Source organism: Pseudomonas sp. BIGb0558 (assembly GCF_024807515.1).
Classification (GTDB): domain Bacteria; phylum Pseudomonadota; class Gammaproteobacteria; order Pseudomonadales; family Pseudomonadaceae; genus Aquipseudomonas; species Aquipseudomonas yamanorum_A.
The window spans coordinates 1-23,766 of sequence record NZ_JANUEW010000016.1; the positions used below are offsets into that span (position 1 = coordinate 1).

General features: G+C 60.8%; 17 protein-coding genes and 1 pseudogene. 10 read left to right on the forward strand and 8 right to left on the reverse strand.

From position 1 onward, the window contains the following. From M2400_RS19260 to tssB, 8 genes and pseudogenes are all read right to left on the reverse strand, one after another. A pseudogene (locus M2400_RS19260) lies at positions 1 to 218 on the reverse strand (DotU family type IV/VI secretion system protein); the annotation flags it as partial. Continuing rightward, complete coding sequence (tssK, locus tag M2400_RS19265; RefSeq protein WP_259197599.1) at positions 211 to 1,557, reverse strand: type VI secretion system baseplate subunit TssK; 1,347 nt, start codon at positions 1,555 to 1,557, stop codon at positions 211 to 213. The pseudogene M2400_RS19260 and the gene tssK, both read right to left, overlap by 8 nt. Before the next feature lie 37 nt (positions 1,558 to 1,594). Beyond that, positions 1,595 to 2,944: a type VI secretion system lipoprotein TssJ gene (gene tssJ, locus M2400_RS19270; RefSeq protein ID WP_259197600.1), complete on the reverse strand. Its 1,350-nt coding sequence runs from the start codon at positions 2,942 to 2,944 to the stop codon at positions 1,595 to 1,597. Further along, a complete protein-coding gene (gene tssG / locus M2400_RS19275) occupies positions 2,941 to 3,963 on the reverse strand; it encodes a type VI secretion system baseplate subunit TssG (protein ID WP_259197601.1) in 1,023 nt (340 codons plus the stop codon). Before tssG ends, tssJ begins: the two co-directional genes overlap by 4 nt. Beyond that, positions 3,927 to 5,693, reverse strand: coding sequence for a type VI secretion system baseplate subunit TssF (gene tssF, locus M2400_RS19280; RefSeq protein WP_259197602.1), 1,767 nt, complete (start codon positions 5,691 to 5,693; stop codon positions 3,927 to 3,929). The genes tssG and tssF overlap by 37 nt, the downstream gene beginning before the upstream one ends. Before the next feature lie 7 nt (positions 5,694 to 5,700). Next, positions 5,701 to 6,114: a type VI secretion system baseplate subunit TssE gene (gene tssE, locus M2400_RS19285; RefSeq protein WP_259197603.1), complete on the reverse strand. Its 414-nt coding sequence runs from the start codon at positions 6,112 to 6,114 to the stop codon at positions 5,701 to 5,703. After that, on the reverse strand, positions 6,115 to 7,587 hold the full coding sequence (tssC, locus tag M2400_RS19290; RefSeq protein WP_259197742.1) for a type VI secretion system contractile sheath large subunit: 1,473 nt from the start codon (positions 7,585 to 7,587) through the stop codon (positions 6,115 to 6,117). Positions 7,588 to 7,624: 37 nt separating this feature from the next. Further along, complete coding sequence (tssB, locus tag M2400_RS19295) at positions 7,625 to 8,128, reverse strand: type VI secretion system contractile sheath small subunit (protein WP_259197604.1); 504 nt, start codon at positions 8,126 to 8,128, stop codon at positions 7,625 to 7,627. Between the two features lie 382 nt (positions 8,129 to 8,510). Here tssB and vasI point away from each other — a divergent pair, with 382 nt between their 5' ends. The 10 genes from vasI to imuA all read left to right on the forward strand — a co-directional run bounded on the left by vasI (position 8,511) and on the right by imuA (position 23,761). Next, positions 8,511 to 9,125: a type VI secretion system-associated protein VasI gene (vasI, locus tag M2400_RS19300; RefSeq protein WP_259197743.1), complete on the forward strand. Its 615-nt coding sequence runs from the start codon at positions 8,511 to 8,513 to the stop codon at positions 9,123 to 9,125. Next, the gene (gene tssA / locus M2400_RS19305; RefSeq protein WP_259197605.1) at positions 9,113 to 10,525 is read left to right on the forward strand and encodes a type VI secretion system protein TssA; all 1,413 of its coding nucleotides are present in this window, start codon (positions 9,113 to 9,115) and stop codon (positions 10,523 to 10,525) included. Before vasI ends, tssA begins: the two co-directional genes overlap by 13 nt. A gap of 4 nt (positions 10,526 to 10,529) precedes the next feature. Next, complete coding sequence (locus M2400_RS19310) at positions 10,530 to 13,052, forward strand: type VI secretion system Vgr family protein (RefSeq protein WP_259197606.1); 2,523 nt, start codon at positions 10,530 to 10,532, stop codon at positions 13,050 to 13,052. Then, positions 13,049 to 14,854, forward strand: a complete 1,806-nt coding sequence (locus M2400_RS19315; RefSeq protein WP_259197607.1) for an alpha/beta hydrolase — start codon at positions 13,049 to 13,051, stop codon at positions 14,852 to 14,854. The genes M2400_RS19310 and M2400_RS19315 overlap by 4 nt, the downstream gene beginning before the upstream one ends. Next, positions 14,842 to 16,074 (forward strand): T6SS immunity protein Tli4 family protein, encoded by a 1,233-nt coding sequence (locus tag M2400_RS19320; RefSeq protein WP_259197608.1) that lies wholly within the window; start codon positions 14,842 to 14,844, stop codon positions 16,072 to 16,074. Before M2400_RS19315 ends, M2400_RS19320 begins: the two co-directional genes overlap by 13 nt. Beyond that, positions 16,071 to 17,321: a T6SS immunity protein Tli4 family protein gene (locus M2400_RS19325; protein WP_259197609.1), complete on the forward strand. Its 1,251-nt coding sequence runs from the start codon at positions 16,071 to 16,073 to the stop codon at positions 17,319 to 17,321. The genes M2400_RS19320 and M2400_RS19325 overlap by 4 nt, the downstream gene beginning before the upstream one ends. A 103-nt stretch (positions 17,322 to 17,424) precedes the next feature. Continuing rightward, positions 17,425 to 21,036: a type VI secretion system membrane subunit TssM gene (tssM, locus tag M2400_RS19330; RefSeq protein WP_259197610.1), complete on the forward strand. Its 3,612-nt coding sequence runs from the start codon at positions 17,425 to 17,427 to the stop codon at positions 21,034 to 21,036. A gap of 63 nt (positions 21,037 to 21,099) precedes the next feature. After that, complete coding sequence (locus tag M2400_RS19335) at positions 21,100 to 22,422, forward strand: hypothetical protein (protein WP_259197611.1); 1,323 nt, start codon at positions 21,100 to 21,102, stop codon at positions 22,420 to 22,422. Between the two features lie 110 nt (positions 22,423 to 22,532). Further along, positions 22,533 to 23,150 (forward strand): transcriptional repressor LexA, encoded by a 618-nt coding sequence (gene lexA, locus M2400_RS19340; RefSeq protein ID WP_177129347.1) that lies wholly within the window; start codon positions 22,533 to 22,535, stop codon positions 23,148 to 23,150. Beyond that, complete coding sequence (imuA, locus tag M2400_RS19345; protein ID WP_017475309.1) at positions 23,150 to 23,761, forward strand: translesion DNA synthesis-associated protein ImuA; 612 nt, start codon at positions 23,150 to 23,152, stop codon at positions 23,759 to 23,761. The genes lexA and imuA overlap by 1 nt, the downstream gene beginning before the upstream one ends. The last annotated feature ends 5 nt before the right edge of the window (positions 23,762 to 23,766 follow it).

Below are 23,766 nucleotides of genomic sequence, written 5' to 3' on the forward strand. Positions count from 1 at the left end.
ATCACCAGGCCGATCAGCGGCGTGGCGGCATCGCACAACGGGTTCCAGGCCACACCGCGCATAACGAATTCAGGGTCGGCGAGTAGCACGGGCGGCTTGGGCTTGGTCTGCTCCTCGGCGGAGTCCGGTTCCTTGCTGCCGGTCGCCTGTTGCAAATAACCCAAGAGCTCATTGTTGTCCGCAGGTGGCGTGGTGTCGGTGGGTGTTGCTTCATTCATCTCTCTCACTCCTGATTGCCCAGAACTGCAACTCCAGCTCCGGGAATTCGCCGGCGATATGGAAACCAAACCCGCTGCCACTGCTCAGGCTTTGCCAGGCGGGGTGATGGCGGTCGAGTTCGAAGTAGCTGAAGCCGGCATGGAACGGCAGGTGCCGTGGCGCCACCGGCAGCGGCCGCAGTGGAATGCCCGGCAGTTGCAGGCTGACCAGTTGCTCCAGGCCTTCGGTGGAGGTGACCTTGATCTGCTTGGGCAGTTGCTGGCGCAGGGTTTCCGCCGGCAATTCAGCCCGCACGGCGAGGATGAACTCGGCGTTGTCCAGCAGGCGTTTATCGTTCAAGGCGGCGGTACGTACCCCGTATTGCTGAACGACAATCGGCAACGACACCGCGCGTGGTTGCAGCACCGTGCCGAGGGCGCGGCGCAGGGTGTGCTCCAGCATCTGGAAGGATTCGCGCAGGTTGTCGTGCTGGTAGGCCGGGTATTCCTGGGGCAGGTGGCCCTCATCGGTAAAGGTCACCAACTCGCCGCAAGCCTGGGCCAGTGCGATGTACAGCCGCTCCGGGTGAACCTGACGCTGGCGGGCCAGGTGCTGGAACAACGGGAACAAGCGGTTGAGGGTTTGCAGCAGGTTGAAGTCGGTGACATCGGCCACCCCCGACTGCCCCGGTGAGCCGATCCGCTGGGCCAGGTTCTTGGCCCGCTCGCGCATCAGTCCGGCCACCTCACCCAAGTAGCGGTACAACGCCGGCACGGCTTGCAGGGACAGGCTGGTGGGGTAGAAATGCTCATCCATCACCAGGCTGCCGTCCGGGCGCTTGTCCTTGATTTTGCCCAGGGCAATGCCGGTGAAGGCGCTGCGGTCGCTGCGTTCGAGCATCAGTTGCAGGTTGGGCACGGCCAGGTCCATGCCGACCTGATCGCCGTCATCGCTGTGGGTGTCGCGAATTTCCTCGCGGCGGGCAATATAGCGGCTGTTGCCGTACTGCTCGGGCCAGCGCACTTCGAGGGCGCCGTTGGAACGCAGCGGCAGGGCCAGGTAGACGATCTGGCCGACCGCGCTGCTGTCGGCGATCTCCAGTGGGGAGGGCGGTGCCAGGTCGCGGGGAATGTCGAAGACGCTGCCATCCGGCATGATCCCGCGTGCCTGGGTAATGGCGATTTTGCCGAAGCTCAGGTATTCGTCGTTCAACGCCAGTTCGCTGAAGCCATAGAGCGCGTCGTTGAGGCTGTGCAGGCGCTGGTGCACGGCGGCTTCGGCGGCGCGGGCCTGTTGCTGGAAGTGCTGGGGTTTAACGAACAAACCTTCATGCCAGATGACGGGGTTGCGTGAACTCATCGGTAATTACTCGGGGCAAAAGCGGCTGAAAAAGGCGTCATCGGGTTTCTCCCTTGAGGCTGACCTGGGCGGCATCCAACTGCACCAGCACGGCGTACTGGCGGCCCTTGGGCTCGACGCGCAGCCGCTGTTTCCACTGGCCTGCATCGGTGTTGTGGTAGTTGGCAATCACCGCGATAAACCGGGTGTCTTCATCCAGGGTGCGCAGGTCGATGAACTTGAATTGGCCGGGGTTGAGCAGGTAGTCGTCGGCGCGGATGTAGGTGCTGCCCAGGGTCTTTTTCAGGTCGTCGGCCATGGCTTGTGGGCTGGCGTTGACCAGCAGCGAGTCATCGGTCAACTGCAAGACCTTGAAGGCGATGGGCGTGGCGACATGCGCCAGCGCCGGGTTGCCCCATGGCGTGGTGAGGCTTACACCCTGAGCGTCGTAGTCACCCAGCAGGGCGTCTTCGATGGGCGACATCGGCACGACGGTGGCTGGCTCCTCGCTCAATGGCGACTGGGCCGGCACGCTTTCGTAAAGGTGACTGAGCAGGGTTTGTACTTTGTCCGTCAGGGCTTGTGGGCTGGTTGCCTGCACGTTGAGGGTGTAGGGCGAACGGCTCGCGTCTTCATCCAGTGCCGTGCCGGTGCTGATCAGGCGCGGATTGACTTCGTCACTGGCGTACAGGCTCAGGGAGTAGCGGCTGGGCTGATCGTCGGGGCCGCCGACCGGGATCGACGGGGTCCAGATCACCTGGCCGATCTTGCCGAGCATGGTGCAGCCGCCGAGGGTGAGGCAGGCGAGCAATAAGGTGCCCAGGCGCAGGTTGCTGAACAGGCTAGCGCTGCGCTTGTGTGCAGGCGCGCCAATATCCGCGAGTGGTTCGGGCGACGGCGCTGTATGCATCGCTCGGAGAGGGTCGCCTTGCTCCGTCAAGTCCACGGGTTGGCAAAGACGCTCGAATTCCGGGCAAGTGGCAGGTCGCTTATCCGCCGGTGGCCGACTCGGCAGATCTTCCTGATGCCACACGTGCATCCCCTCAGCATGGTCACCGAGAAGCTCATCGAGCGAATGCTGCCCTGGGGCGTGCTCGCCCAACTGCACCGCGACCTGATATGCACCAATCTGCAATCGATCACCGTCGTTGAGGCTTATTGCAACATGGCGCTCAAGCGGCAGGTCGTGGCCGTTGACGTAGGTTCTACCGCTGCGGTCGATCACGCAGAACCGCCCTTCGACGACGCGGATGTCGCAGTGGTTGGGGCGTACGCTGTTGTGGCGATCATCCAGGCGCCAGTCCTCTGCGGCACTGCCGATGCTGCCGCCCTGTGGGCCAAACCGGTGAAGGGGCAAATACCCGTGCAGCAACTGCGCAGGATTATTGATAACCAGAGTCAGTTTCATGCGCGCCCCCGAATCCGCACCACGGCGGGATGACGTTGTTCCTGATCTTCGATAAAACTGGTCCAGCCCAGGTGGGTGCCGCTGGAGCGTTGCAGGTTGAACGGCGGTACATCTTCTTCGCGCAGCCCCAGTTCCAGGTCATAGGCGGTGGCATCGCGCAGCAGAAAATCCATCAATTGGCGCAAGCGCCCGAACTGATCACCGCTGGGCAAAAACTGCCGAAAGCGCGCCTGGGTCAGGTTGGGAATGACGAGGGTGAACTTGCTGGCGCGGGTCTTGCTGCGGTCACCCACCACAAAATCGCTGCCCAAGGTGGCGTTGGCCTTGCCCAGCGCCATGCGCTGACGCTGCGGCAACCTCACCGAGCGCGTCTCGAATTCACGGATGTAGACGCCGTGCAGATCGAAGCAATGCTCGACGATCCCGGACACTACCGAAGGCGAGCGACTACGACTGGCGATCAAGCCGGAGAAGCTCAGCAATCGCCCCCACGGCAGCGGCGTCGCACCGCGCAAGTCGTTGTCGTTCAGCCCGACCATCGAGAACACGTAACGCGAAAAGCGGTCGCTGGCCTCGGCCTGGAAGCGAATGTAGTAGCGGTACTTGCGCCAACTGGTGTGCAGCAGGGTCAGCAAGCGATGATTGAAAAAGTCCATGAACGCCGGGCGAATCCCGCGCTCCTGGGCCTGCTCATACGCCAGGCGATCCAGGTAATAGCCGGGCAAAGGCGAGTCGGTGCCGTGCAGGCCGAAGAAGCTGGTCTGCAAGCGGTAGCGCACCTCTTCGCGGTCCTCTTCAATGCGTGCCGCCTCGACCACATCGGAGGCCGGAAAACCCAGTCCCGCATGGCTTTGCAGGCGCACGCGACGGCGCGCCGCCGCACTCAAGGGGCGCGCTTCCAGGTCATCGCCATGCAAGGCGTGCAAGTGCTCCAGCAAACGGTGAAACGAGTAGTTCCGCGCGTCGGCCAGCAGCACATCGGCTAGATCACGGGTTGTCTGCCGGTCAACAGTGGCCATTCATAGCACTCGTTGTTGGTGGTATTGATCACTTCCAAACGGTGGAAGGAGTTGATGCTCGCGTAGAGGGCAAAGAAGTGCGAAAGCACGCTGGCGAACAGGTACAGCTCGCCCTCGCAGAGGAAGGCGTCCTGGTCCAGTCGCAGACGGGTTTGTACGCCGCGCACGGGCAGGCCTTTCATCAGCCAGTCGATGGGCGTGGTCACGGCATCCTGGATACCGTTGAGGCGCTTGCGGGTAGCGCGGGCCTGTTGCAGGTCGTGCAGGGCGGCGAAGTCATAGGCGCGGATCACGGCCTTGAGCGGCTCGGCCGACAGCAACGACAGGTAGTTCAGCGACAGGTTGGAAATCAGCGTCCAGTGCAGGCTGGCATCCAGTACCGGCCGGTAGGAACGGGTCGGTGCAATCAGATTGGTATAGGTGGCAAACGACGGCGTGGCCTCGTTGGACAGCGACACATCACCCACGCCCAGCGCCAATGGCAGGTCGCGGTTGGTGCAGGTCAGTTCGATCGAGGCCGTTTCATGCTCGCCGATGTACAGGCTTTCATCGCCACGCACAAAGGCGATGCGATGACGCAAGCCCTCGCGCCCGTGGGACTCCTCGATATGCGTGCGGAAGTACAGCGCGGTGCGGCCCCGGGCATGCTCAATCTCATGCTGGAACGACTCGAACGGAGTAAAGCGCCGCAGCGGATCGCCCTTGCGCTCCTTGTCGGCGGCGTCCCAGCCGGCCACCTGGTCGACACTGAAAATCTCAAAGGCGCCGAAGCGGTTGGCACTGGGGCTGATGCGCCGCTCCTGGCTGCGGCCATCCAGCGCGATGGGTTCGGCATCGTGACGGAACAGATTGACCGCCGGTGCGCAGAACAGGTGAAGGTCTGATGTGCGCAAATGCGTATTGACCGGCATCGGCCGGGAGAACTGAAACTCGAAGCGAATCTGTCCCGTGCTGACGGCCGGCCAGGCCTTGGCCAGCCGGGTCAGGCTGAAAAAGTGGAACCGCTGCGGCAACACAAAATATTCCTGCAGGATGCGGTAGCCATCGAACACGTTGCGCGGGTAGGGCAGCAGTGCCTCTTCGGTGGTGAAACCGGGAAAGCCCAACTCGCTCGGGTTCAGGCGATAGGGCGTGTTGTTGACGTACAGGGTGACGCTTTTGAGGTAACGGGACAGCCACAGGTACAGGGTCAGTGCGGTGGCGTTGTCGCCGCCCAGGTGAAAGTCCAGCTGATCGCACTCAAGGCTGTCGAGCGGTTGCTGGGTCAACACGTCGAGGTCGATGCGCAGCGTCGAGGCTTCGCGGCTGTGGGCATCGCTGACGTGCGCCAAAGTCAATGGGTACAGGTTGACGTCGGTGCAGGTGCGAAACTCGCAGGAGATGCCGTCCACGGGCTTGGCAAACAGCCGCGTGCCCTTGGGAATCACCTTGCGTTGACTGATCGCATTGGGCCGTGGCTCGAAGCGGATGATGGTCGCGCTGGGCAAGGGCCGCAGGTAGTTGGGCCAGAGCATTTGCAGCAACGGATGGGTCAGCTCCGGCAAGTCGTCGTCGATCTTCATGCCGAGCTTGGCGGTGAGGAAGGCAAAACCTTCCAGCAACCGTTCCACGTCGGGGTCACCCGCCTTGTCGCCAAGAAACTGCGCCAACTGTGGATTGTCCTCGGCAAACTCGCGGCCGAGTTCGCGCAGGTAGCGCAACTCCTCGGCAAAGCGTTGTTTCAAGTCCATCGCATCCTCATTTCACGCGGGTGTAGCCGTCGCGGCCATGCATGGCCACCTCGATCTGCACCTGTTCTTCCTTGTGATTGACCTGCACCTGGCAATCCAGGCGAAAGTTCAGTTCCAGCGGCAGGTCCGGGTCGGGCTGAAAGCGCACGCCCGTGACCTTGATGCGTGGTTCAAATGCTTCCACCGAACGCCGGATATCGGCGCTGATCGCTACCGCCAGATCACTGCTGGCTTGGGTGACGCCGTTGAAATCGCGCAGGCCCAGTTCAGGGCTGCTTTGCGAGCAGCCCTGGTGTGAGTTGAGCACCTGTTCCAAGTGGCGTTTGATCGTCTCGACACGCTGTCGCTCCTGTTCATCCGCGCTGCCGGGGCGGTAGCGCGCTGCGTCGGGTTCCAGGCGTTCGAACAGGCTGGTGCCCACTTAGTGGGTGTCCAGCCGTCCGACCAGCGAGATCTCGAAGTTGGCGCCCATGTACTTGAAGTGCGGCCGCACGGCCAACGACACCTGGTACCAGCCCGGATCGCCGGCCACGTCCTGCACGACGATTTGCGCGGCGCGCAAGGGGCGACGGCTGCGCACATCGGACGACGGGTTTTCCTGATCGGCGATGTACTGCTTGAGCCAGGTGTTCAACTCGCGCTCCAGGTCCTGGCGTTCCTTCCAGCTGCCGAGTTGTTCGCGTTGCAGCACTTTGACGTAGTGGGCCAGGCGATTGACGATGAACAGGTACGGCAACTGGGTGCCGAGCTTGTAGTTGGTCTGGGCTTCCTGGCCTTCGCGGGTCTTGGGAAAGTTTTTCGGTTTCTGTATTGAATTGGCAGAGAAGAACGCCGCGTTGTCGCTGTCCTTGCGCATGGTCAGCGGGATAAAACCGGCTTCGGCCAGCTCGAATTCCTTGCGGTCGGAGATCAGCACTTCGGTGGGGATCTTGGCCTGCAACTGGCCGAGGGATTCGTACAGGTGCACCGGCAGATCGTCCACTGCGCCGCCGGACTGCGGGCCGATGATGTTCGGGCACCAGCGGTAGCGGGCGAAGCTGTCGGTGATGCGTGAAGCCATCAGGAACGCGGTGTTGCCCCACAGGTAATTGTCATGGTTGCCGTCAACAGTTTCGTTGTAGTTGAAGCTACGGATCGGGTTCTCCAATCCATCGTACGGCGAACGCAGCAAGAAGCGCGGCAGCGTCGCGGCGATGTATTTGGAGTCTTCCATCTCACGCAGGCTGCGCCATTTGGTATGGCCGGGCCCTTCAAAAATGTCGCTGACTTCCTTGACCGACGGCAGGTCCTGATAGCTGTTGAGGTTGAAGAACTCAGGACCGGCAGCCATCACAAAGGGGGCGTGGGCCATGGCGCCCACGGAAGCGACGTAGCTCAGCAGCTTCATGTCCGGCGACGACGGGCCAAAGGTGTAGTTGCCAATCATCGCCGCAATAGGCTCGCCACCAAACTGGCCGTAGCCGGAGGTGTAGGTGTGTTTGTACAGGCCGCTACGGGTGATATCGCCCGCATTGTCGAAGTCGTCCAGCAGTTCCTCTTTGGTGACATGGAGCATTTCCAGTTTGATGTTCTCGCGAAAATCCGTGCGATCCACCAGCAGCTTCAGGCCGCGCCACGCCGACTCCAGTTGCTGGAACTGCGGCTGATGCAGGATCACGTCCATCTGCTGGCTCAACGCGCGGTCGATTTCGGCAATCATCTGGTCGACCCGATGCTTGTTGACCGGCTGCAGGTGGTCGCCGCTTTGCAGGATCTCACTGATGAACGCTGCCACGCCCTGGCGGGCGACGGCATAGCCTTCCTGGGACGGGCGAATGGTGGTGTTGGCCAGCAGTTGGTCGAGCAACGACGGTGGTTCGTCAATCACCAATACTTGGGCGACGGCGCTTTCCATAGTCATGGGGAGTACTCCGTTGAAAAGGGCATTCAAATCAGTGGTTGGGCGCGTCGAGCACCAGGTTCAATTCGCTGGCCAGGCGTTGGCGGGCCGTTTCATCGGTCAGCAGGCTTTGCAGGTGTTTGCGAAAGGCCGGGACATTGCCCATGGGGCCTTTGAGCGCAACTAAGGCTTCACGCAATTCCAGCAACTTGTTCAACTCAGGCACTTGGCGAGCGACGGCGTCGGGGCCGAAGTCGTGGATGTTTTTGAATTGAAATTGCACGTTCAAGTCGGTGCCATGGTCGTTGTTCAGAACAGACGGAACTGCCATGTCCAGAGCAACTTCGGCTTTGGTCAGGACTTCGTTGAAGGTGTCCTTGTCTATCCGAATGGATTGTCTATCCTCCAGCGCAGTTAGTTCGCCGTGGCCTTTGAAGTCACCTGTGATCAATAACTTCAGCGGCAACTCGACTTCAGCCTGTTGGTCGCCCGTGGCCGGGACATACTTGATGTTGACGCGCTCTTTGGGGGCGACAGAACCCTGAGTTTTCGACATGGGGAAAATCCTTTTCTAAAGGTCGGCGTATTAGAGCCAGCTGTTGCAAAGTTTGTCTTGTAGGACGACATGGACGCGATTCGTGGTCTTCGGATGTAGGAAATTGCTTTGCGCTTGGTGTTTCTAAAATTCCTACGTTATTTATGGAGGTGTCTGAAAGATGCCTCTTTTTATTAAGGGTTTGGTGGTGTGTTGTGCGTCTTTTACTTGCCTGTCCATTGAGTACGGGTGACGCTTTGCAAGTTAATTAATTTGACTTTCGGTCCAGGTAACTTTGGTTTGGAAGTGGAAAATATTCGGTTTGGATTTCAACGAGGCATATCAGGAGACGTTGATGCGCAACGGATGGCGAGAATGTAAATGGGGGCTCTGCTTGGCGGTTGTGGCGGTGATGGACGCGCAGGCGGCAACTCTGGATTGCCCTGCCATCGTCTCGCCCTTGAAGCGCCTGGAGTGTTTTGATCTGGCGGCCGGCACGCCGGTTCATCAACCACCTGCGCCGCCACGCGCCTTGGGCCGGGTGTTGCCGATTGTCGATCTGGTGCAACGCAATGAAGCCAAGCGCCCACCCGAGGATCAGCGGTTTCTGTTGTCGTCATTCCCGGAGCCGGACAACGACCAGCAACACCGGATGGTGATCTCAGCCCCCGCGTTGGGCGCGCTGCCGCCTCGACCGTACCTGGCCATCAGTTGCGAATCGAAAATCTCGCGCCTGCAATTGGTGCTGGATGAGCCGGCCAAGCCCAACAAAATTCGCATCCAGCTGTTCAAGGATGAACGGCCGGTCTCCGAGGCCTATCATTGGCAGGTGCTGGATGACGCCGGGCTGGTGGTCGATGCCGGGCGCGGGCTGCAGGCGATTGCCTTGTTGCGCAACATGGGTGGCGGCCAGCGCCTGCGACTGGAGAGTGACTACCCGCGGCTGCATGGCCTGGTCTTCGACGCTGAAGGGTTGGGTGAGCTGATCGAGCAGGAGCGCCAAGCATGTCGCTGGTAATCGACGTACCGGCGGACACCGTCAAGTTGCTGCTGACCCCCATCGATTCGGAGCAACCTGCCGGGCATTTCGATGTGGAGGACGAAACCTACCAGGCCATCGACCAGGAAATGGTCAAGCTCGGCGGCCTGCGTGAAGGCGATATCGACTGGCCGTATATCGACGAAGCCTCTCGCCAATACCTCGCCACCCAATGCAAGCACTGGCGCATCCTCGCTCACCTGCAGGTGGTGTGGCTGCGCACCCGGCAATGGGTGCGCTGGGCCGATGCCCTGGGTTTGTTGGCCGGCATGGTGGAAATGTATTGGGACAGTGCCCACCCCAAGCCCGGCCCCACCGGCTACTTGAACAAACGCAAGCAAGTGCAGCGCCTGTTGGGCGACCTCGGCCAGGTGTTGCCGACCCTGGAACGCAGCAGCTATGAACCGGTCTACCAAGCCGTGGCGGAACTGGCCCTGGCCAATCTGCAACGCTGTGCCGAAAGCGCCAGGCTCGACCCCGCGCCGCTGGAGGCGTTGCAACGCCAGTTGAACAAATACAGCGAGCCGGTCGTTGCCACTGGCCCCGCCCGTGTGGCCACCTCCGGCAGCGTGCTGGAGTCAGCCTTTTTCCCCAAACCGCAAGCCCCCAGCAACGAGCGCGAACAACGCCGCGCCGTGTTGATCATGGCCGAGCAGATCAACCAGCAAGACCCCTACGACCCCACCGGCTACCAATTGCGCCGCTTCGGCCTGTGGGCGCACCTGCGAACTGCGCCTCTCATCACCCGCGACCGTCGCACTGAGTTGACCGCCGTGCCCAAGGATATCGTCGACGGCTATCAGGACGCGCTGAACCACAACGCCATTGAGCCGAACCTGTTGCTGCGCATCGAAAAAAGCGTTTGCGCCTCGCCGTACTGGCTGCGCGGCAGTTATCTGGCCGCCCACGTCGCCTCGCGCCTGGCGATGGAAGAGGTAGCTGCTGCCATTCGCCAGACCTGCGAGCGGTTTGTCTGCCGTTTGCCGGCACTGCTGGAGTTGTGTTTCAGCGACGGCACGCCGTTCGTGGATGCGCAAACCCAGGCCTGGATCAGCGGTGCCGATCAGGCGCAAACCACCGGCAGCCCGGTGCAGGAATACGCCGGCCTGCGCGACGAACTGGCCGCCCAACTCAACACTGAAGGCGTTGAGCGAGTGCTGCTGCGCCTGCAGGAACTGCACGCCGCCCAAGACGCCCCGCGCCAGCGCAGCTACGCCAGCGTGATTGCCGCCGACCTGTTGGCCTCGCGGGGTTTGTCGTGGCTGGCGGACGACCTGTACGCCAACGTTGCGCGGTTGATGCGCGAGACCCCGGCGCGGGGCTGGGAGCCGCAGCTGTATCAGAAAGTGGCAGCTGTTATCAGTGACGTTAAGGATTAGTCGCATGCCCCGTCAAAGCGACCTGCGTTACACCTTCCAACCGCTGCGGGGCGATCCCTTCGAAGTGGTCTCGTTCACCCTCGAAGAAGGCCTCTCCCGGCCGTTCAAACTTGAGCTGGAGCTGGTCAGCCACCACCCGGCCATCGACTTCTACCGCATGCTCGATCTGGCTGCGGTGTTCACCATTTGGCGCGACGACACCCCGGTGCGCTACGTCCACGGCCTGGTCAGCCTGTTCCAACAAGGCGACACCGGCTTTCGCCGCACCCGCTATACCGCCGTGGTCGAACCGACCCTGTCCCGTTTCGACCTGCGTTCCAACTGGCGCATCTTCCAGGCCCAGGCAGTGCCCGACATCATCACCGGCCTGCTGGCCGAGCAGAAGCTGACCGACATCCGCAGCGAAATCTGCTTCGAGCACCAACCCCGCGAATACTGCGTACAGGCCGGCGAAACCGACCTCGACTTCATCGCCCGCCTCGCCGCCGAAGAAGGCCTGCTCTACACCTTCGAACACCGCGTCGACGGCCACACCCTCGTCCTCACCGACCGCGTCGGCTGCCTCGGCACCATCGGCACCCACACCGACTGCCCGGTGATCTACCAGCCCATGAGTGGCGGCGACTCCCTGGAACCGGCATTGAAACGCTTTCACTACACCGAACAAGTGCGCACGGCGCGCCAGGTGCAGCGCGACTACACCTTCACCCACCCGTACTACAACCAGCAGCACACCGCCACCGGCGACCAGGATTTGAACAACCAGCACAAGGACTACGAACGCTACGACTATCCCGGCCGCTACAAACGCGATATCGCCGGCAAACCCTTTACCAAGACGCGGCTGGCGGCGCTACGCAGCGACGCCAAACTGGCCCATCTGGAAGGCGACGATGAACGCCTGCAGCCGGGGTTGGCCTTCGACCTCAACGATCATCCCCGTGAAGACTTCAATGACCGCTGGCGCACCATCGCCATCAGGCACGAAGGCAAACAGCACACCAGTTTGCAGGAAGAATCGTTCGGTAGTGGCCTGGGCACCTCTTACTCGTTGAAAGCCAGCGCCATCCGCTGGACCTCGGAATGGAAGGCTCCGCTGCGCAACAAACCCTGCATCGACGGCCCGCAGATCGCCACCGTGGTCGGCCCGCCGGGAGAAGAGATCTATTGCGATGAATGGGGCCGGGTCAAGGTGCAGTTCCCGTGGGATCGCGCGGACAAAAACAACGACCACAGCTCCTGCTGGATCCGCGTCACCCAAGGCTGGGCCGGGGCGACCTGGGGTTCCATGGCCATCCCGCGTGTGGGCCAGGAACTGGTGATCAGCTATCTGGACGGTGATCCCGACCAGCCGATCGCCACCGGAAGCGCGTACCGCGAGACCAATCTGCCGCCCTATGAGCTACCTAAGCTAAACGCAGTAGCGACGACCAAAAGTCGCGAATTCAAAGGCACACGAGCCAATGAGTTGCGCATTGACGACACCACTGCGCAAATCAGCGCGGCGCTAATGAGTGATCACGAACATAGCGCGCTGCATCTGGGATACCTCACCCATCCACGCCACTATGGTGGCGGTAAACCCAGGGGGGAAGGTTTTGAGTTGCGTACGGATGGTCACGGCGCGTTACGCGCAGCAAAAGGTTTATTGCTGACCGCTGAAGCTCAACTGAAGGCCGGCGCGGGTCAACTGGAACGCCAGCAGGTCATCGAGGTGTTGCAAGCCGCCCTGGCATTGGCCAAGCAGCTGGGAGCATCTGCTGAAAAGGCCCAAGGAATTGCCCAGGATGCGCAGCCGCAACAGTCCCTGACTGATGCCGTGAACGCGTTCGGCCAGGGTGCCAATGATCAGACCAATGGCTCAGACGATGGCACGCAACCCATCATCGCGTTAAGCGGGCCCGCCGGCATCGCTGCCGCGACGTCCCGCAGTATTGCCATGGGTGCAGGCGAGCACATCGACAGCGTGGCGCAACACAATCTGCAACTCACCGCCGGCAGGAAGGTGGTGATCAATGCCGGCGATGAGCTCGGACTGTTTGCCCAGGGTGGCGACATGCGCCATATCGCCCATCACGGCCAGTTGCTGTTGCAGGCCCAGCACAACAGCATCCATGTGCAAGCGGATCAAAGCGTGGAAGTCAGCGCCAGCCAGCAACACGTGCTGGTGGCGGCGGACAAGCACATCACCCTGTTGTGCGGTGGGGCTTACATCAAGATGCAGGGCGGCAATATCGAGATGGGGATGCCCGGCAACTTCACGGTGAAGGCTGCGAACAAGTACTTCCTTGATCCCGGCAATGCCGCAATGGAACTCAATAGCTGGCCCAGCACATCGTTTAACGAACGCTTTCAAACCTTCTTTACCGACGGAAAACCTGTCCGAAACCGCGCCTATGCCTTGGTTCGCAAGGATGGCGCACGTTTTGAAGGACGTACCGATGCTGAAGGCTTCGTCACCCTGCAACAGGGCATGACGCTGGAAGGGCTTGTATTGGAGTGGCTTGAAAACGGAGAACCTGCATGACCGATAACCCGTCGGCGCCTCGCGTTGCGCCCATGACCTACAACGCCCGGGGCAATCCCGTGCATACCTGGACGCTGACGCCCAGCCATATCACCGACCCGGTGCACTGCATATTGCCGCCGGACGGGATATTGCCGGTGATTTTTGTGCCGGGGATTATGGGGTCGAATTTGAAGAGCAAGCCTGCCGAACAGGAAGGCGGAGAGCAAGAGGAGGCTGGCGTACCCGTCTGGCGCCTGGATGCGGGGTTCATGGGCAAGAATATGTGGCTGGCCATGAACTGGATCAACAAAAAGGCAGGCATCCGACAAAAGCTTTTGCATCCGGCCAGGGTGGAAGTTGATAACGAAGGCGCAGTGCCCAAACGTCCTGCTGGCACGGTCATGGCGCAGTCGGCGTCGGACAATAAAAACCCTACCCAGGCCCTGACCAAACGCTATAGGGAACGCGGCTGGGGCGAGGTCAGTGAGACCAGCTACCACGCGTTTCTTCTTTGGTTGGAAGAAGCCCTGAACAACCAGTTCCTGCCTCACCAATGGCCGCAATTCGACATTCGGCCCGAGCATCTGCATACCCTTGCTGTCGAACCTGGGCCGACTCATATCACCCGGTTAAAGCCCGAAGTCCCCATTGCCATGCCGGGATTGGGGGCTAACCTGGCCAGTCAGTTGCCGCCGGTTATCTCGGATGAGTTGTTGGCGCGCGGTGACTATCGAATGCCGGTGCATGCGTGTGGGTATAACTGGTTGGATTCCAACGAGCAGGCGGCACTCAGGCTGGCCGAGCGCATTGAAGAGCTGGTGCACCAATACGGTCGCAACTGTCAGCAGGTTATTCTGGTCACGCACTCCATGGGCGGGCTGGTGGCAAGGCGCTGTGCACAACTGCCAGGCATGACCGCCAAGATCGCCGGAGTGGTGCACGGCGTAATGCCCGCGACAGGGGCGCCAGTGGCGTATCGCCGATGCAAGGTTGGCATGAGCGACGAAGACCCGATTGCCGGTGCGGTAATTGGCCCCAGCGGGCAGGAAGTCACTGCGGTGTTCGCGCAGGCACCCGGTGCGTTGCAATTGCTGCCGACCCAAGATTACACGCCCGGCTGGCTGAGGCTGATCGACGACCGGGGCCTTTCGGCGATGCCGCGCCAACCGGTAAAAGATCCTTACGAAGAGATCTATTTACGTCGTGACCGTTGGTGGGGATTGTTGCGTGAGGAGTGGTTGGCGCCGAAGGGTGGAAAGGCAATTACGTGGAAGATATTCGCCGGCAACATTAAGAGAGCAAAAACCTTTCATCAAGACATCAGTGGGTCTTATCACCCTCAAACCTACGTCTACTACGGCAGCGAAGACAAGCACCCAAGCTTCGAGTCCATTACCTGGAAAATGCAGCGCGGGTCTCGCCTCAATGGTCCTAACGGTTCACACCCCGATAGCTTCACGGTTTCCAATCTTGAGATGCATCAGGTCAGAGACGATGGCCGCAGCCCTGTGTATGTCGGAGGCCACGAGCAACCGATACCGCCGATGCGTGGCGATCCCGATGCGCCCGTCAAGACCATGCAGACCAGCTATTGGGAGCTGCATTGCAAGATGCAGGACGGCTCCGGCGACGGCACGGTACCGGTCAGTTCCGGCAGCGCACCGATAAAACAGGCGCGCAACGGTGGCGTCCACCAGCAAATCAAGGCGCCCGGCTTTGATCATGAAGCGTCCTACACCAACCCGTTGGCACAGCAATTCACTCTCTATTCGATCATCAAAATTGCGGCGAAAGCCAAGAGGCCTCTATGCGTCGGCTGATCATTGTTTTTGTCTGCCTGGTGCTGGGCTCTCTCGCGGCATGCACTGCCTTCAAACAACCCAGCGAGCAGGAGAAACTCAACGTGAGCGAAATGACTACCCATATGCGCACTTGGGCGTTGGGCCGAGGCTTGATTGATTTGCCGGCCAACTGGAGTGGTGGCGGCGACGTGAAGCTCTACTACGGGTTGGGCGCCGATCATTCGTCCGTTGAAGTACGTGTGTTGGGGGAGGGCGTGACACAGGAGCGGTTTGATGCCGCATTGAATGAGCGTGCGCACCGAATCGCGGCGATCAAAAACTATAAGCAGTCTGATGTGCCCATGTTGGTTTCGGCGGTGCGGATCTCACCGCAAAGTGTAACGCTGCAGTATTTCGAGAGCACCGAACTCCCGGATACCTTCGTGCACGAATTCCATCTGCTGGTTGGCGACGCCTACGTCATGCTCCGCGCCGAATCCTATGACGGTGATACAGCCCCGGTTGAGGCCCGCCTGTTAAAACTGTCCAAGGAAATATTCAAAGTTTCACCTGAGAACGCCGGTGCAGGCTTTGCCCTGGGGTCGATTGTGATCCGAAGTCATCACGATCAGGAAATCGCCAGCTTCTATTTTCGCCCGCCAGCTTCGGATGTATCGCTGAACATCTACATCAACGCGCTCTCACCTGATGACGAAGAACGCTTGAGCGTGCGCACCCAAAAAGACACGAAGATTTTTCTCGCTGGCGATTACGAAAATCTGCGTGCTGGAAAAATCACGCTGGCCGACATGCAAGCGGAAGAGTCCCTGATCGGCTTCAGTGACGATACTCACCGACAAATACTCTTTGTCAGCGAGAACTATCGAGACAATCCCTCCCTGAGTCGTCCAGGCATGAGCTTCCGGTTATCGGCGGGTGGGAAAAAGCGCTCCGCCATTGATCCTGATAAACCAAGAGACCTTGTCCGCTGGACCCTCCCCGAATTCGCCAACAAAGGCTACAAACTGCCGCTTTGGCAGCTCCCAGCACCTGCGGAGCCCGTCAACCCCTCGCTGACCGACTACGAAGCCATGGCCGTGTGGGACGCAATCCTCAAGTCCGTGCGAATCCGCTACGGCGCGGTCGCGCCCAAGCCGGATCCCTGGGCCAACATTCGCGGGCCCAGTGCCGAGGAAGCTGCCGAAAGCAAACGTATCCTCGATGAATTCATCGCCAGCTTTGCGGAGCGCAAGCCATGACCCTGAGAGGTGAAGTGGTGGGCGTGCGTCGGCTTTTGATGTGCCTGGTGCTGGGCTCTCTCACGGCATGCACTGCCTTCAAACAACCCAGCGAGCAGGAGAAACTCAACGTGAGCGAAATGACTACCCATATGCGCACCTGGGCGTTGGGCCGAGGCTTGATTGATTTGCCGGCTAACTGGAGTGGCGGCGGCGACGTGAAGCTCTACTACGGGTTGGGCGCCGATCATTCGTCCGTTGAAGTACGTGTGTTGGGGGAGGGCGTGACGCAGGAGCGGTTTGACGCAGCTTTACGTGAGCGGGCCAGTAGGATCGCGGCGGTCAAGAACGATGAAATGGACGATATACCGATGTTGGTTTCGGCCAGGGTAGAGACACCGCAAAGTGCCATGTTGCAATACTACATGCGTCAAACCCGGCGCCAGACCTTCGTTCACGAATTCCACCTGCTGGTCGATGACGCTTACGTCATGCTTCGCGCGGACTCCTTTAAAGGCAACACCGCCCCCGTTGAGGCCCGCCTGTTAAAACTGTCCAAGGAAATATTCAAAGTTTCACCTGAGAACGCCGGTGCAGGCTTTGCCCTGGGGTCGATTGTGATCCGAAGTCATCACGATCAGGAAATCGCCAGCTTCGATTTTAGTCCTCCTGCTTCGGACGTATCGCTGAGCATCTACATCAACGCGCTCTCGCCTGATGACGAAGAACGCTTGAGCGTGCGCACCCAAAAAGACACGAAGATTTTTCTCGCTGGCGATTACGAAAATCTGCGTGCTGGAAAAATCACGCTGGCCGACATGCAAGCGGAAGAGTCCCTGATCGGTTTCAGTGACGATACTCACCGTCAAATACTCTTTGTCAGCGAGAACTATCGAGACAATCCCTCGCTGAGCCGCCCAGGCATGAGTATCCGTCTTTCAGCAGGGGGGATGAGCGCAGGTCCAGTTGACCCCGATGAGCCAGAAGACCTCGTGCGCTGGACCCTTCCCCAATTCGCCAACAAAGGCTACGACCTCCCGCTTTGGCAGCTCCCAGCACCTGCGGAGCCCGTCAACCCCTCGCTGACCGACTACGAAGCCATGGCCGTGTGGGACGCAATCCTCAAGTCCGTGCGAATCCGCTACGGCGCGGTCGCGCCCAAGCCGGATCCCTGGGCCAATATCCGCGGGCCCAGTGCCGAGGAAGCTGCCGAAAGCAAACGCATCCTCGATGAGTTCATCGCCAGCTTTGCGGAGCGCAAGCCATGACTGTGGGAAGACGGCTAAGGGATAAAGGAAAAGATGGGATGGGCGCAGATCGTTTTTATCTATCTGCGCGCAGCGAACTCTACAAATACGCTAGGAGCACTTCATGAAAACAGTCTGGAGTTACCTCAAACGCTGGGGCCTGCCGGCACTGCGCGAGTTCAACCAGGCGGTGCCGGTGCTGGTGCTGCTGGGCGTGGTGTTCTTGCTGATCGCCATCTGGTGGCTGGGCCCGCAGTGGACGTGGCGTGAGCGTCAACCATTGGGCGAGTTGGCGATGCGCGTCTCGGCCAGTGTGGTGGTGTTGGTGGTGCCGCTGCTGATCTGGGCGTGGCGGGTGCGTAATCGTTATCAGCGTTTGCAGGTTGAGCGCCAACACGAGGCTGCGGTACAAGCCGATCCCTGCCTGCCGTACATCGAGGCGCAGGAGCGTGCGCTGGACCGCAGCCTGGGCAATTTGTTGAACAACATGGAGCACCGCCGTTCGCTCTATCAATTGCCGTGGTACCTGGTGCTGGGCGAGGAAAACGCCGGCAAGACCAGCCTGATCACCCGCTCCAACCAGAGCTTTGCCTTGTCCCATGTGACCAGGGCCGGAGTGAGGGCTCATCAACATGAGCAACTGGCCTATCCGGTGGATTGGTGGATTGGCGACGAAGCGGTGTTGATCGACCCGCCGGGTGAATTCCTCAGTCACCCGGACTCACCGGCTGAAGACATCGGGCAGCAGGGCAAGGTCAAACCGGTACTGCCCACCGGCACACATGCACGCCTTTGGTCGCACTTGCTCGACTGGCTGACGCGCAACCGCAGCCGTCGAGCGTTGAACGGCGTGGTGCTGGTGATCGATGTACAGGCCTTGCTGGCGCAACGTCCCGAGCAACGCAAGGCCCACGCCAACCTGCTGCGCACGCGGTTGTTTGAGCTGACACGACAGTTGGGCACGCGCCTGCCGGTGTACATCACGCTGAGCAAGTTCGATTTGCTGGAAGGCTTCGAAGAATTCTTCGCGCGGTTGTCGCGCAGCGGGCGCGAAGACCTGCTGGGCTTCACTTTCAGCCTGGACGCGGTGGATGATTTTGATGCCTGGTTGGCGGAGCTGACGCGAGAATACCAAACCTTTGTCGACTGCCTCACCGAGCAGGTTTTCAACAGCACCAGGGTGTCGCGCACGTTGGCTGAGCGCGATCGCCTGCAGGCGCTGATGTATCAGATGGCGGGCCTGCGCCCGGCACTGTTCGGCTTCCTCGGCGAAATGCTCGGCAGCGATCGTTTCACCACCCCGGCATTGGTGCGCGGGCTGTATTTCTCTTCGGTCTTGCAGCAAGGCACCCTGAGCAATGCTTTCGTCAAAGAGGCGGGGCACGCCTATCAACTGCCGCCACCGCCACCCGAAGTCAAACCTGCCGGTGGCACGGCCATCTACTTTGCTCAGCAACTGTTCCAGCGGGTGATCTACCCCGAAGCGGGCCTGGCGGGTGACAACATCAAGGTGGCCCGCAGCAAGCGGCGGTTGCTGATCGCCGGGTTCAGCGTCGCCTCCTTGGGCTGTCTGGTGGTCATCGGGACCTGGCAGTTTTACTTCAATATCAACCGCGACAAGGCGGCCAGCGTGTTGGCCAAGAGTCAGGAGTTCAGTGAGCGGGACATCGACGCCAAGGTCGACCCCACCGGGCGCAACCTTTTGCTGCCGCTGGACCAGATTCGTGATGCGGTGCTGGTGTACGGCGACTACCGGGAGGCGTGGCCGTTGCTATCGGATACCGGCCTGTATCAGGGGAGGGCGATTGGCCCGAGGGTGGATGAGGCCTATCTGAATCTGTTGTCCAAACGCTTCCTGCCGGCGATCGCCAGCGGCGTGCTCGATGCTGTCAACACCGCGCCCGCCGGCAGCAATCAGCAACTGGTGGCCCTGCGCGTTTACCGCATGCTCGAAGAACGGCAAAACCGCCGTCCGGCCATCGTCGAAGAGTGGGTCGCCAAGCAGTGGCAGCGCGCCTATACAGGCCAGGGGCAGTTGCAGGCCGATCTGATGGGACACCTGGGCTACGCACTCAAATACGCCGACGCCGACCTGCCACGCTACCGTGAGCGCATTGCGCAGGTGCAACAGCAATTGCGCCAGTTGCCCATGGCCGAACGGGTCTACATGAGCCTGAAACAGGATGCCCTGGAGCGTTTGCATCGCCCGCTGGACCTGCGCAATGAGGTCGGCCCGGCGTTCGATATCGTCTACCGCCCGCTCAACACCGATCAAGAGGGCAGCGGCCTGCAGTTGCCGCCGCTGCTCACCGCCAAGGGCTTCAAGGACTACTTCGAGCCTGGCACCGAGGGCATTATCGAACTGGCCATGATCGACCAGTGGGTGCTCGGCGAACGGCAACGCCTGGACTACTCCGACGAAGACCGAAAAGTGCTCACCCAACGCATTCGCGCCCTGTACAGCGCCGACTACGTGGACAGCTGGCGACGGGCACTGAATCAGTTCGCGGTGACCGACTTCGACGACCTCAGCCACGGCGTGGCGGTGCTGGAACAAGTCACCGGTCCGGCGGCCCCCTTGCGGCGCCTGCTGGAAACCCTGCGCGACAACAGCGTGATCTACCCGGCTGTGCCCTTGGCTGAAGGGCAAGCACCGCTCAAACTGGACAAGGTGCCAGAGGGGCAACAACAGGCGGCAGGGATTCGGCGCGCATTCTCCAGTCTTTCAGAACTGATCACCGCACGAGGCGAGCAGCCGTCTTACTACGAAGAAACCCTGCGCTCGGTCAGTGCCGTCTACGACTACGCCAAAACCGTGCACGACAATCCCGATCCCGGCAAGGCGGCGCTGAAAACCGTGCTTGGCCGTTTCTCCCTCGGCGGTGCCGACCCCATCGCCAACCTGCAACGCGTCGCCGTGGGCCTGCCCGAACCGCTGAACCAGCACGTCAAAAAACTCGCCGACCAGACTTCACAGGTGTTGGTGATTGCCGCGCTACGCGAACTGGAAAAACGCTGGGACAGCGAAATCTACAGCTTCTACCGCGACCGCCTGGCAGGTCGCTATCCGTTCAAGGCCAGCGGCGAGGACGCCTCGCTGGAGGACTTTGAAGCCTTCTTCGGTCCACAGGGGCGCCTGCAACTATTCCACGATCAGTACCTGAACGTGTTCCTCAAGGACAACCTTGACGCCCTGTACTCCGACAGCCTCGGCGGTTACCTGGTGCGCAGCGACGTGTTGGAACAGCTGAAAAAGGCCGAGCGCATTCGTGACACCTTCTTCAACCATCGCGGCCACTTGGCCGTGCAACTCACCATCGAACCCCTGGCCCTGAGCGCCACTCGCCTGAGCAGCATGCTCAGCGTCGACGGCCAACTGATCCCCTACCAGCACGGCGCGCCGCAACGCACGGGGTTGGTGTGGCCCAACAGCCTGGGTAACACCCATGGCAGCCAACTGACCCTGGTGCACAGCACCGGCAACACCGCCAGCCTGAGCTATCGCGGGCCGTGGTCGTTGTTTCGCCTGCTCAGTCGCGGGCACCTCAATGGAAGAACTGATACCAGCGTGGACCTGACCTTTGCAGTCGCCGATGGACTGATGAGATATCGCATCGGCGCAGAGAAGGCTAACAACCCGATCACCCAGCGCAGTTTTGAAGGGTTTGTGTTGCCGAGGACGTTGCTGGAAGAACGACGGAGCAAAAAGATCGCCGTCGACGTGACGCAACGCTGAGCAATACCGCGAAAAACCGCCGGTGCCGAGATGAATCAACAACGAGTGAAATAGGACCTTTACATGGCAATCAGGCTACAAATATTGACCGAAGACCCCAAAGAAATTGAGTTGATCGAGCGTTATTGGGCCGTCGATGAGTTTGGGCAATACCTCGAAAAAGTGAGCGCACTCACGGAGCTCATTGAAATGGCTCAGGGCGTTACGCTGACCAGCTTCATACGGGAGCGCTGCAATGCGTTCGATGAAAATCAGGTCTGCCCAACATGCGCAGAATTGATCGAAATCAAAAATCGTTCACAGGCCAGGAAGGTCCCCCAGCCATCCATCAAGCTCTGTGAGCTGTGTCAGAAAGATCAGGATGACCTGGCACTAGCCGCTAAAAAGACGAAGGCCGCGGAGCTTGAACGGCAGTTGGCAGACTATTCCCGCAAGCAGTCAGCCCGAACGGTGGATTACTCAGCGGTTCCGGATGCCCATGTGCTCCTGCTGTTGGCGTTAGACAGGGCCATTACACCGAGATTGGCCAATGGCGGCTTCACAGTAGGTGATTGCCGAGGACTGGTACCGCGGTATGTCGGTGACTTTGTGCAGCAATTGCGCGAGGCGGGGCTGGTCCTTGATGACCCCGGCAAGGCCCGGCCGGGCACCTACTATTGGGAGGGCGAGGAGATTTGGGTGGTGAGCGACCAAGTGGTTTATCGCCTGGCGCCCGATGCTCAATCAAGAGGTGCAGACGAGGTTATTCGGAGCCTGTCGGACAGGGTGTACACAGACGCAGAAGGGCTCTTCAATCTGTGGCTGGATTACTCAGTCGCTGATGTCATGCGCTATTTGGATGCCCAATGCGAACTCTACAACCACGACCTGTCCGAACAGGAACTGAAGGAAATCAAAAGCACTCTGCGCTCGGCACTGGAAACCTACAGTGTTTCGCAACTCTGGTCGGTGGTCTGGAAGGTGGTCAGAGACGCCGCGAGCCTTGCGAATCGCGAGTATTACAACCGTCCAAAAGCGGCTGCCACTATTCCTGGAAAAATTCGCCGAAACCTGGAGAAGGTGCAGCGCGAGTCGATTGAACTCAAGTCCTGGAGCCGCCCCGAGCAGCATCCTGCCGGGACACTGGGCATGGTGTTGGGTGAAATTCTGGGTGTTGACGAAAATACCTCAGGCCATATGGTCTCCTCTCTTGTTACCTGGTTCACCGGGCAAGGATGTTCACCGGGTGTCGAAGCAGCGCTTGACGAACCGATACGGGAATTGATGACCATAGCGTTGACCCGCGACATCGGCGCATCAGTGATGCTGCGGTTCGCGGAGTTGATTCGTGCCGGCCACGACGTTGGTTTTGCGATTGAGGAAATAGGTGAGGCGCTTAGGTCGTGAAGGTGACGGGGCACCGTTCTCACCGCTGAGGAGGGCTTCTACACTACCCGCCCCAGGTTGCACGGGAAGCGACTGACGGATATTGCAGGAAATTTCCCACAGGAGTACAAATGTACTCCATGACGACTCTCACTCCCCGCCGTACCGCCATCCTGACCTTTATCCGCGACCGCATCGCGCAGCAAGGCCAGTCCCCCAGCCTCGCCGAGATCGCCGAGGCGTTCGGCTTTGCCTCCCGCAGTGTGGCGCGCAAGCATGTGCTGGCGCTGACCGAGGGTGGCTTTATCGAGGTCAATCCCAACCAGGCCCGCGGCATTCGCCTGCTCAATCAGCCGGCGCGGCCTGAGCTGCTGGACATCCCGGTGCTTGGCCGGGTGGCCGCCGGCCTGCCCATCGGTGCCGATGCCGAGGTGCACAACCGCCTGCTGCTCGACCCGGCCACGTTCGCGAAAACCCCGGACTACCTGCTGCGGGTGCAGGGCGATTCGATGATCGAAGACGGCATCCTCGATGGCGACCTGGTGGGCGTACGCCGCAGCGCCGAGGCCTTGAACGGGCAGATCGTGGTGGCGCGCCTGGACGGTGAAGTCACCATCAAGCGTTTCGAACACGTGGGCGAGCGCGTGCGCCTGCTGCCGCGCAACCCCGCCTATCAACCCATCGTGGTGCGGCCCGATCAGGACTTGGCCATCGAAGGGGTGTTCTGCGGCCTGGTGAGGCAAGGCTGATGGGCGCCGTCGTTGCACTGGACTCGCTGTTCAATGGCGGCCGCGTCTGGAAAGGCCGGCCCGCCGCGCCGCCTGCCAGCGTGCATCCCACCGGGCTTGCGGCCCTGGATGCAGTGCTGCCCAGCGGTGGCTGGCCGGAAGCGGCGCTGAGCGAAATCCTGATGGCGAAGGAGGGTGTGGGTGAGTTGCAACTGGTGTGGCCGACACTGGCGCGCTTGTCGGCGGCCGGTGAGCGCATCGTGCTGGTGGCGCCGCCTTACACGCCGTACCCCCACGCCTGGCAAAACGCCGGGGTGGATGTGCGCCAGTTGTCGGTGATCCAGGCCGATGAGCGCGATGCGTTGTGGGCGGTGGAGCAATGCCTGCGTTCCGGCAGTTGTGGCGCGGTGCTGTGCTGGCCGCGCAAGGCCGATGATCGGGCCTTGCGCCGCTTGCAGGTGGCGGCGGAAACCGGCCAGACCCTGGCCTTTGCCTGGCGCTCCTTGAACGAAGCCATCAACCCGTCACCGGCCGCCTTGCGCCTGGCGGTGGAGGCCAGCCCGGCGCAGGTGCGGGTGCTCAAGTGCCGGGGCGGCCTGGCCCATCCCGCGCCCATTGCGCTTGGGCACTGAGGTTG

What these genes read in the sequence shown, in the direction of transcription:
- tssM (WP_259197610.1), top strand. Translation starts at nt 17,425, where the DNA reads ATGAAAACAGTCTGGAGTTACCTCAAACGCTGGGGCCTGCCGGCACTG.
- M2400_RS19315 (WP_259197607.1), top strand. Translation starts at nt 13,049, where the DNA reads ATGACCGATAACCCGTCGGCGCCTCGCGTTGCGCCCATGACCTACAAC.
- M2400_RS19320 (WP_259197608.1), top strand. Translation starts at nt 14,842, where the DNA reads ATGCGTCGGCTGATCATTGTTTTTGTCTGCCTGGTGCTGGGCTCTCTC.
- tssJ (WP_259197600.1), bottom strand. Translation starts at nt 2,944, where the DNA reads ATGAAACTGACTCTGGTTATCAATAATCCTGCGCAGTTGCTGCACGGG.
- tssB (WP_259197604.1), bottom strand. Translation starts at nt 8,128, where the DNA reads ATGTCGAAAACTCAGGGTTCTGTCGCCCCCAAAGAGCGCGTCAACATC.
- tssG (WP_259197601.1), bottom strand. Translation starts at nt 3,963, where the DNA reads ATGGCCACTGTTGACCGGCAGACAACCCGTGATCTAGCCGATGTGCTG.
- imuA (WP_017475309.1), top strand. Translation starts at nt 23,150, where the DNA reads ATGGGCGCCGTCGTTGCACTGGACTCGCTGTTCAATGGCGGCCGCGTC.
- M2400_RS19325 (WP_259197609.1), top strand. Translation starts at nt 16,071, where the DNA reads ATGACCCTGAGAGGTGAAGTGGTGGGCGTGCGTCGGCTTTTGATGTGC.
- tssA (WP_259197605.1), top strand. Translation starts at nt 9,113, where the DNA reads ATGTCGCTGGTAATCGACGTACCGGCGGACACCGTCAAGTTGCTGCTG.
- tssK (WP_259197599.1), bottom strand. Translation starts at nt 1,557, where the DNA reads ATGAGTTCACGCAACCCCGTCATCTGGCATGAAGGTTTGTTCGTTAAA.
- tssF (WP_259197602.1), bottom strand. Translation starts at nt 5,693, where the DNA reads ATGGACTTGAAACAACGCTTTGCCGAGGAGTTGCGCTACCTGCGCGAA.
- M2400_RS19310 (WP_259197606.1), top strand. Translation starts at nt 10,530, where the DNA reads ATGCCCCGTCAAAGCGACCTGCGTTACACCTTCCAACCGCTGCGGGGC.
- tssC (WP_259197742.1), bottom strand. Translation starts at nt 7,587, where the DNA reads ATGGAAAGCGCCGTCGCCCAAGTATTGGTGATTGACGAACCACCGTCG.
- lexA (WP_177129347.1), top strand. Translation starts at nt 22,533, where the DNA reads ATGTACTCCATGACGACTCTCACTCCCCGCCGTACCGCCATCCTGACC.
- M2400_RS19335 (WP_259197611.1), top strand. Translation starts at nt 21,100, where the DNA reads ATGGCAATCAGGCTACAAATATTGACCGAAGACCCCAAAGAAATTGAG.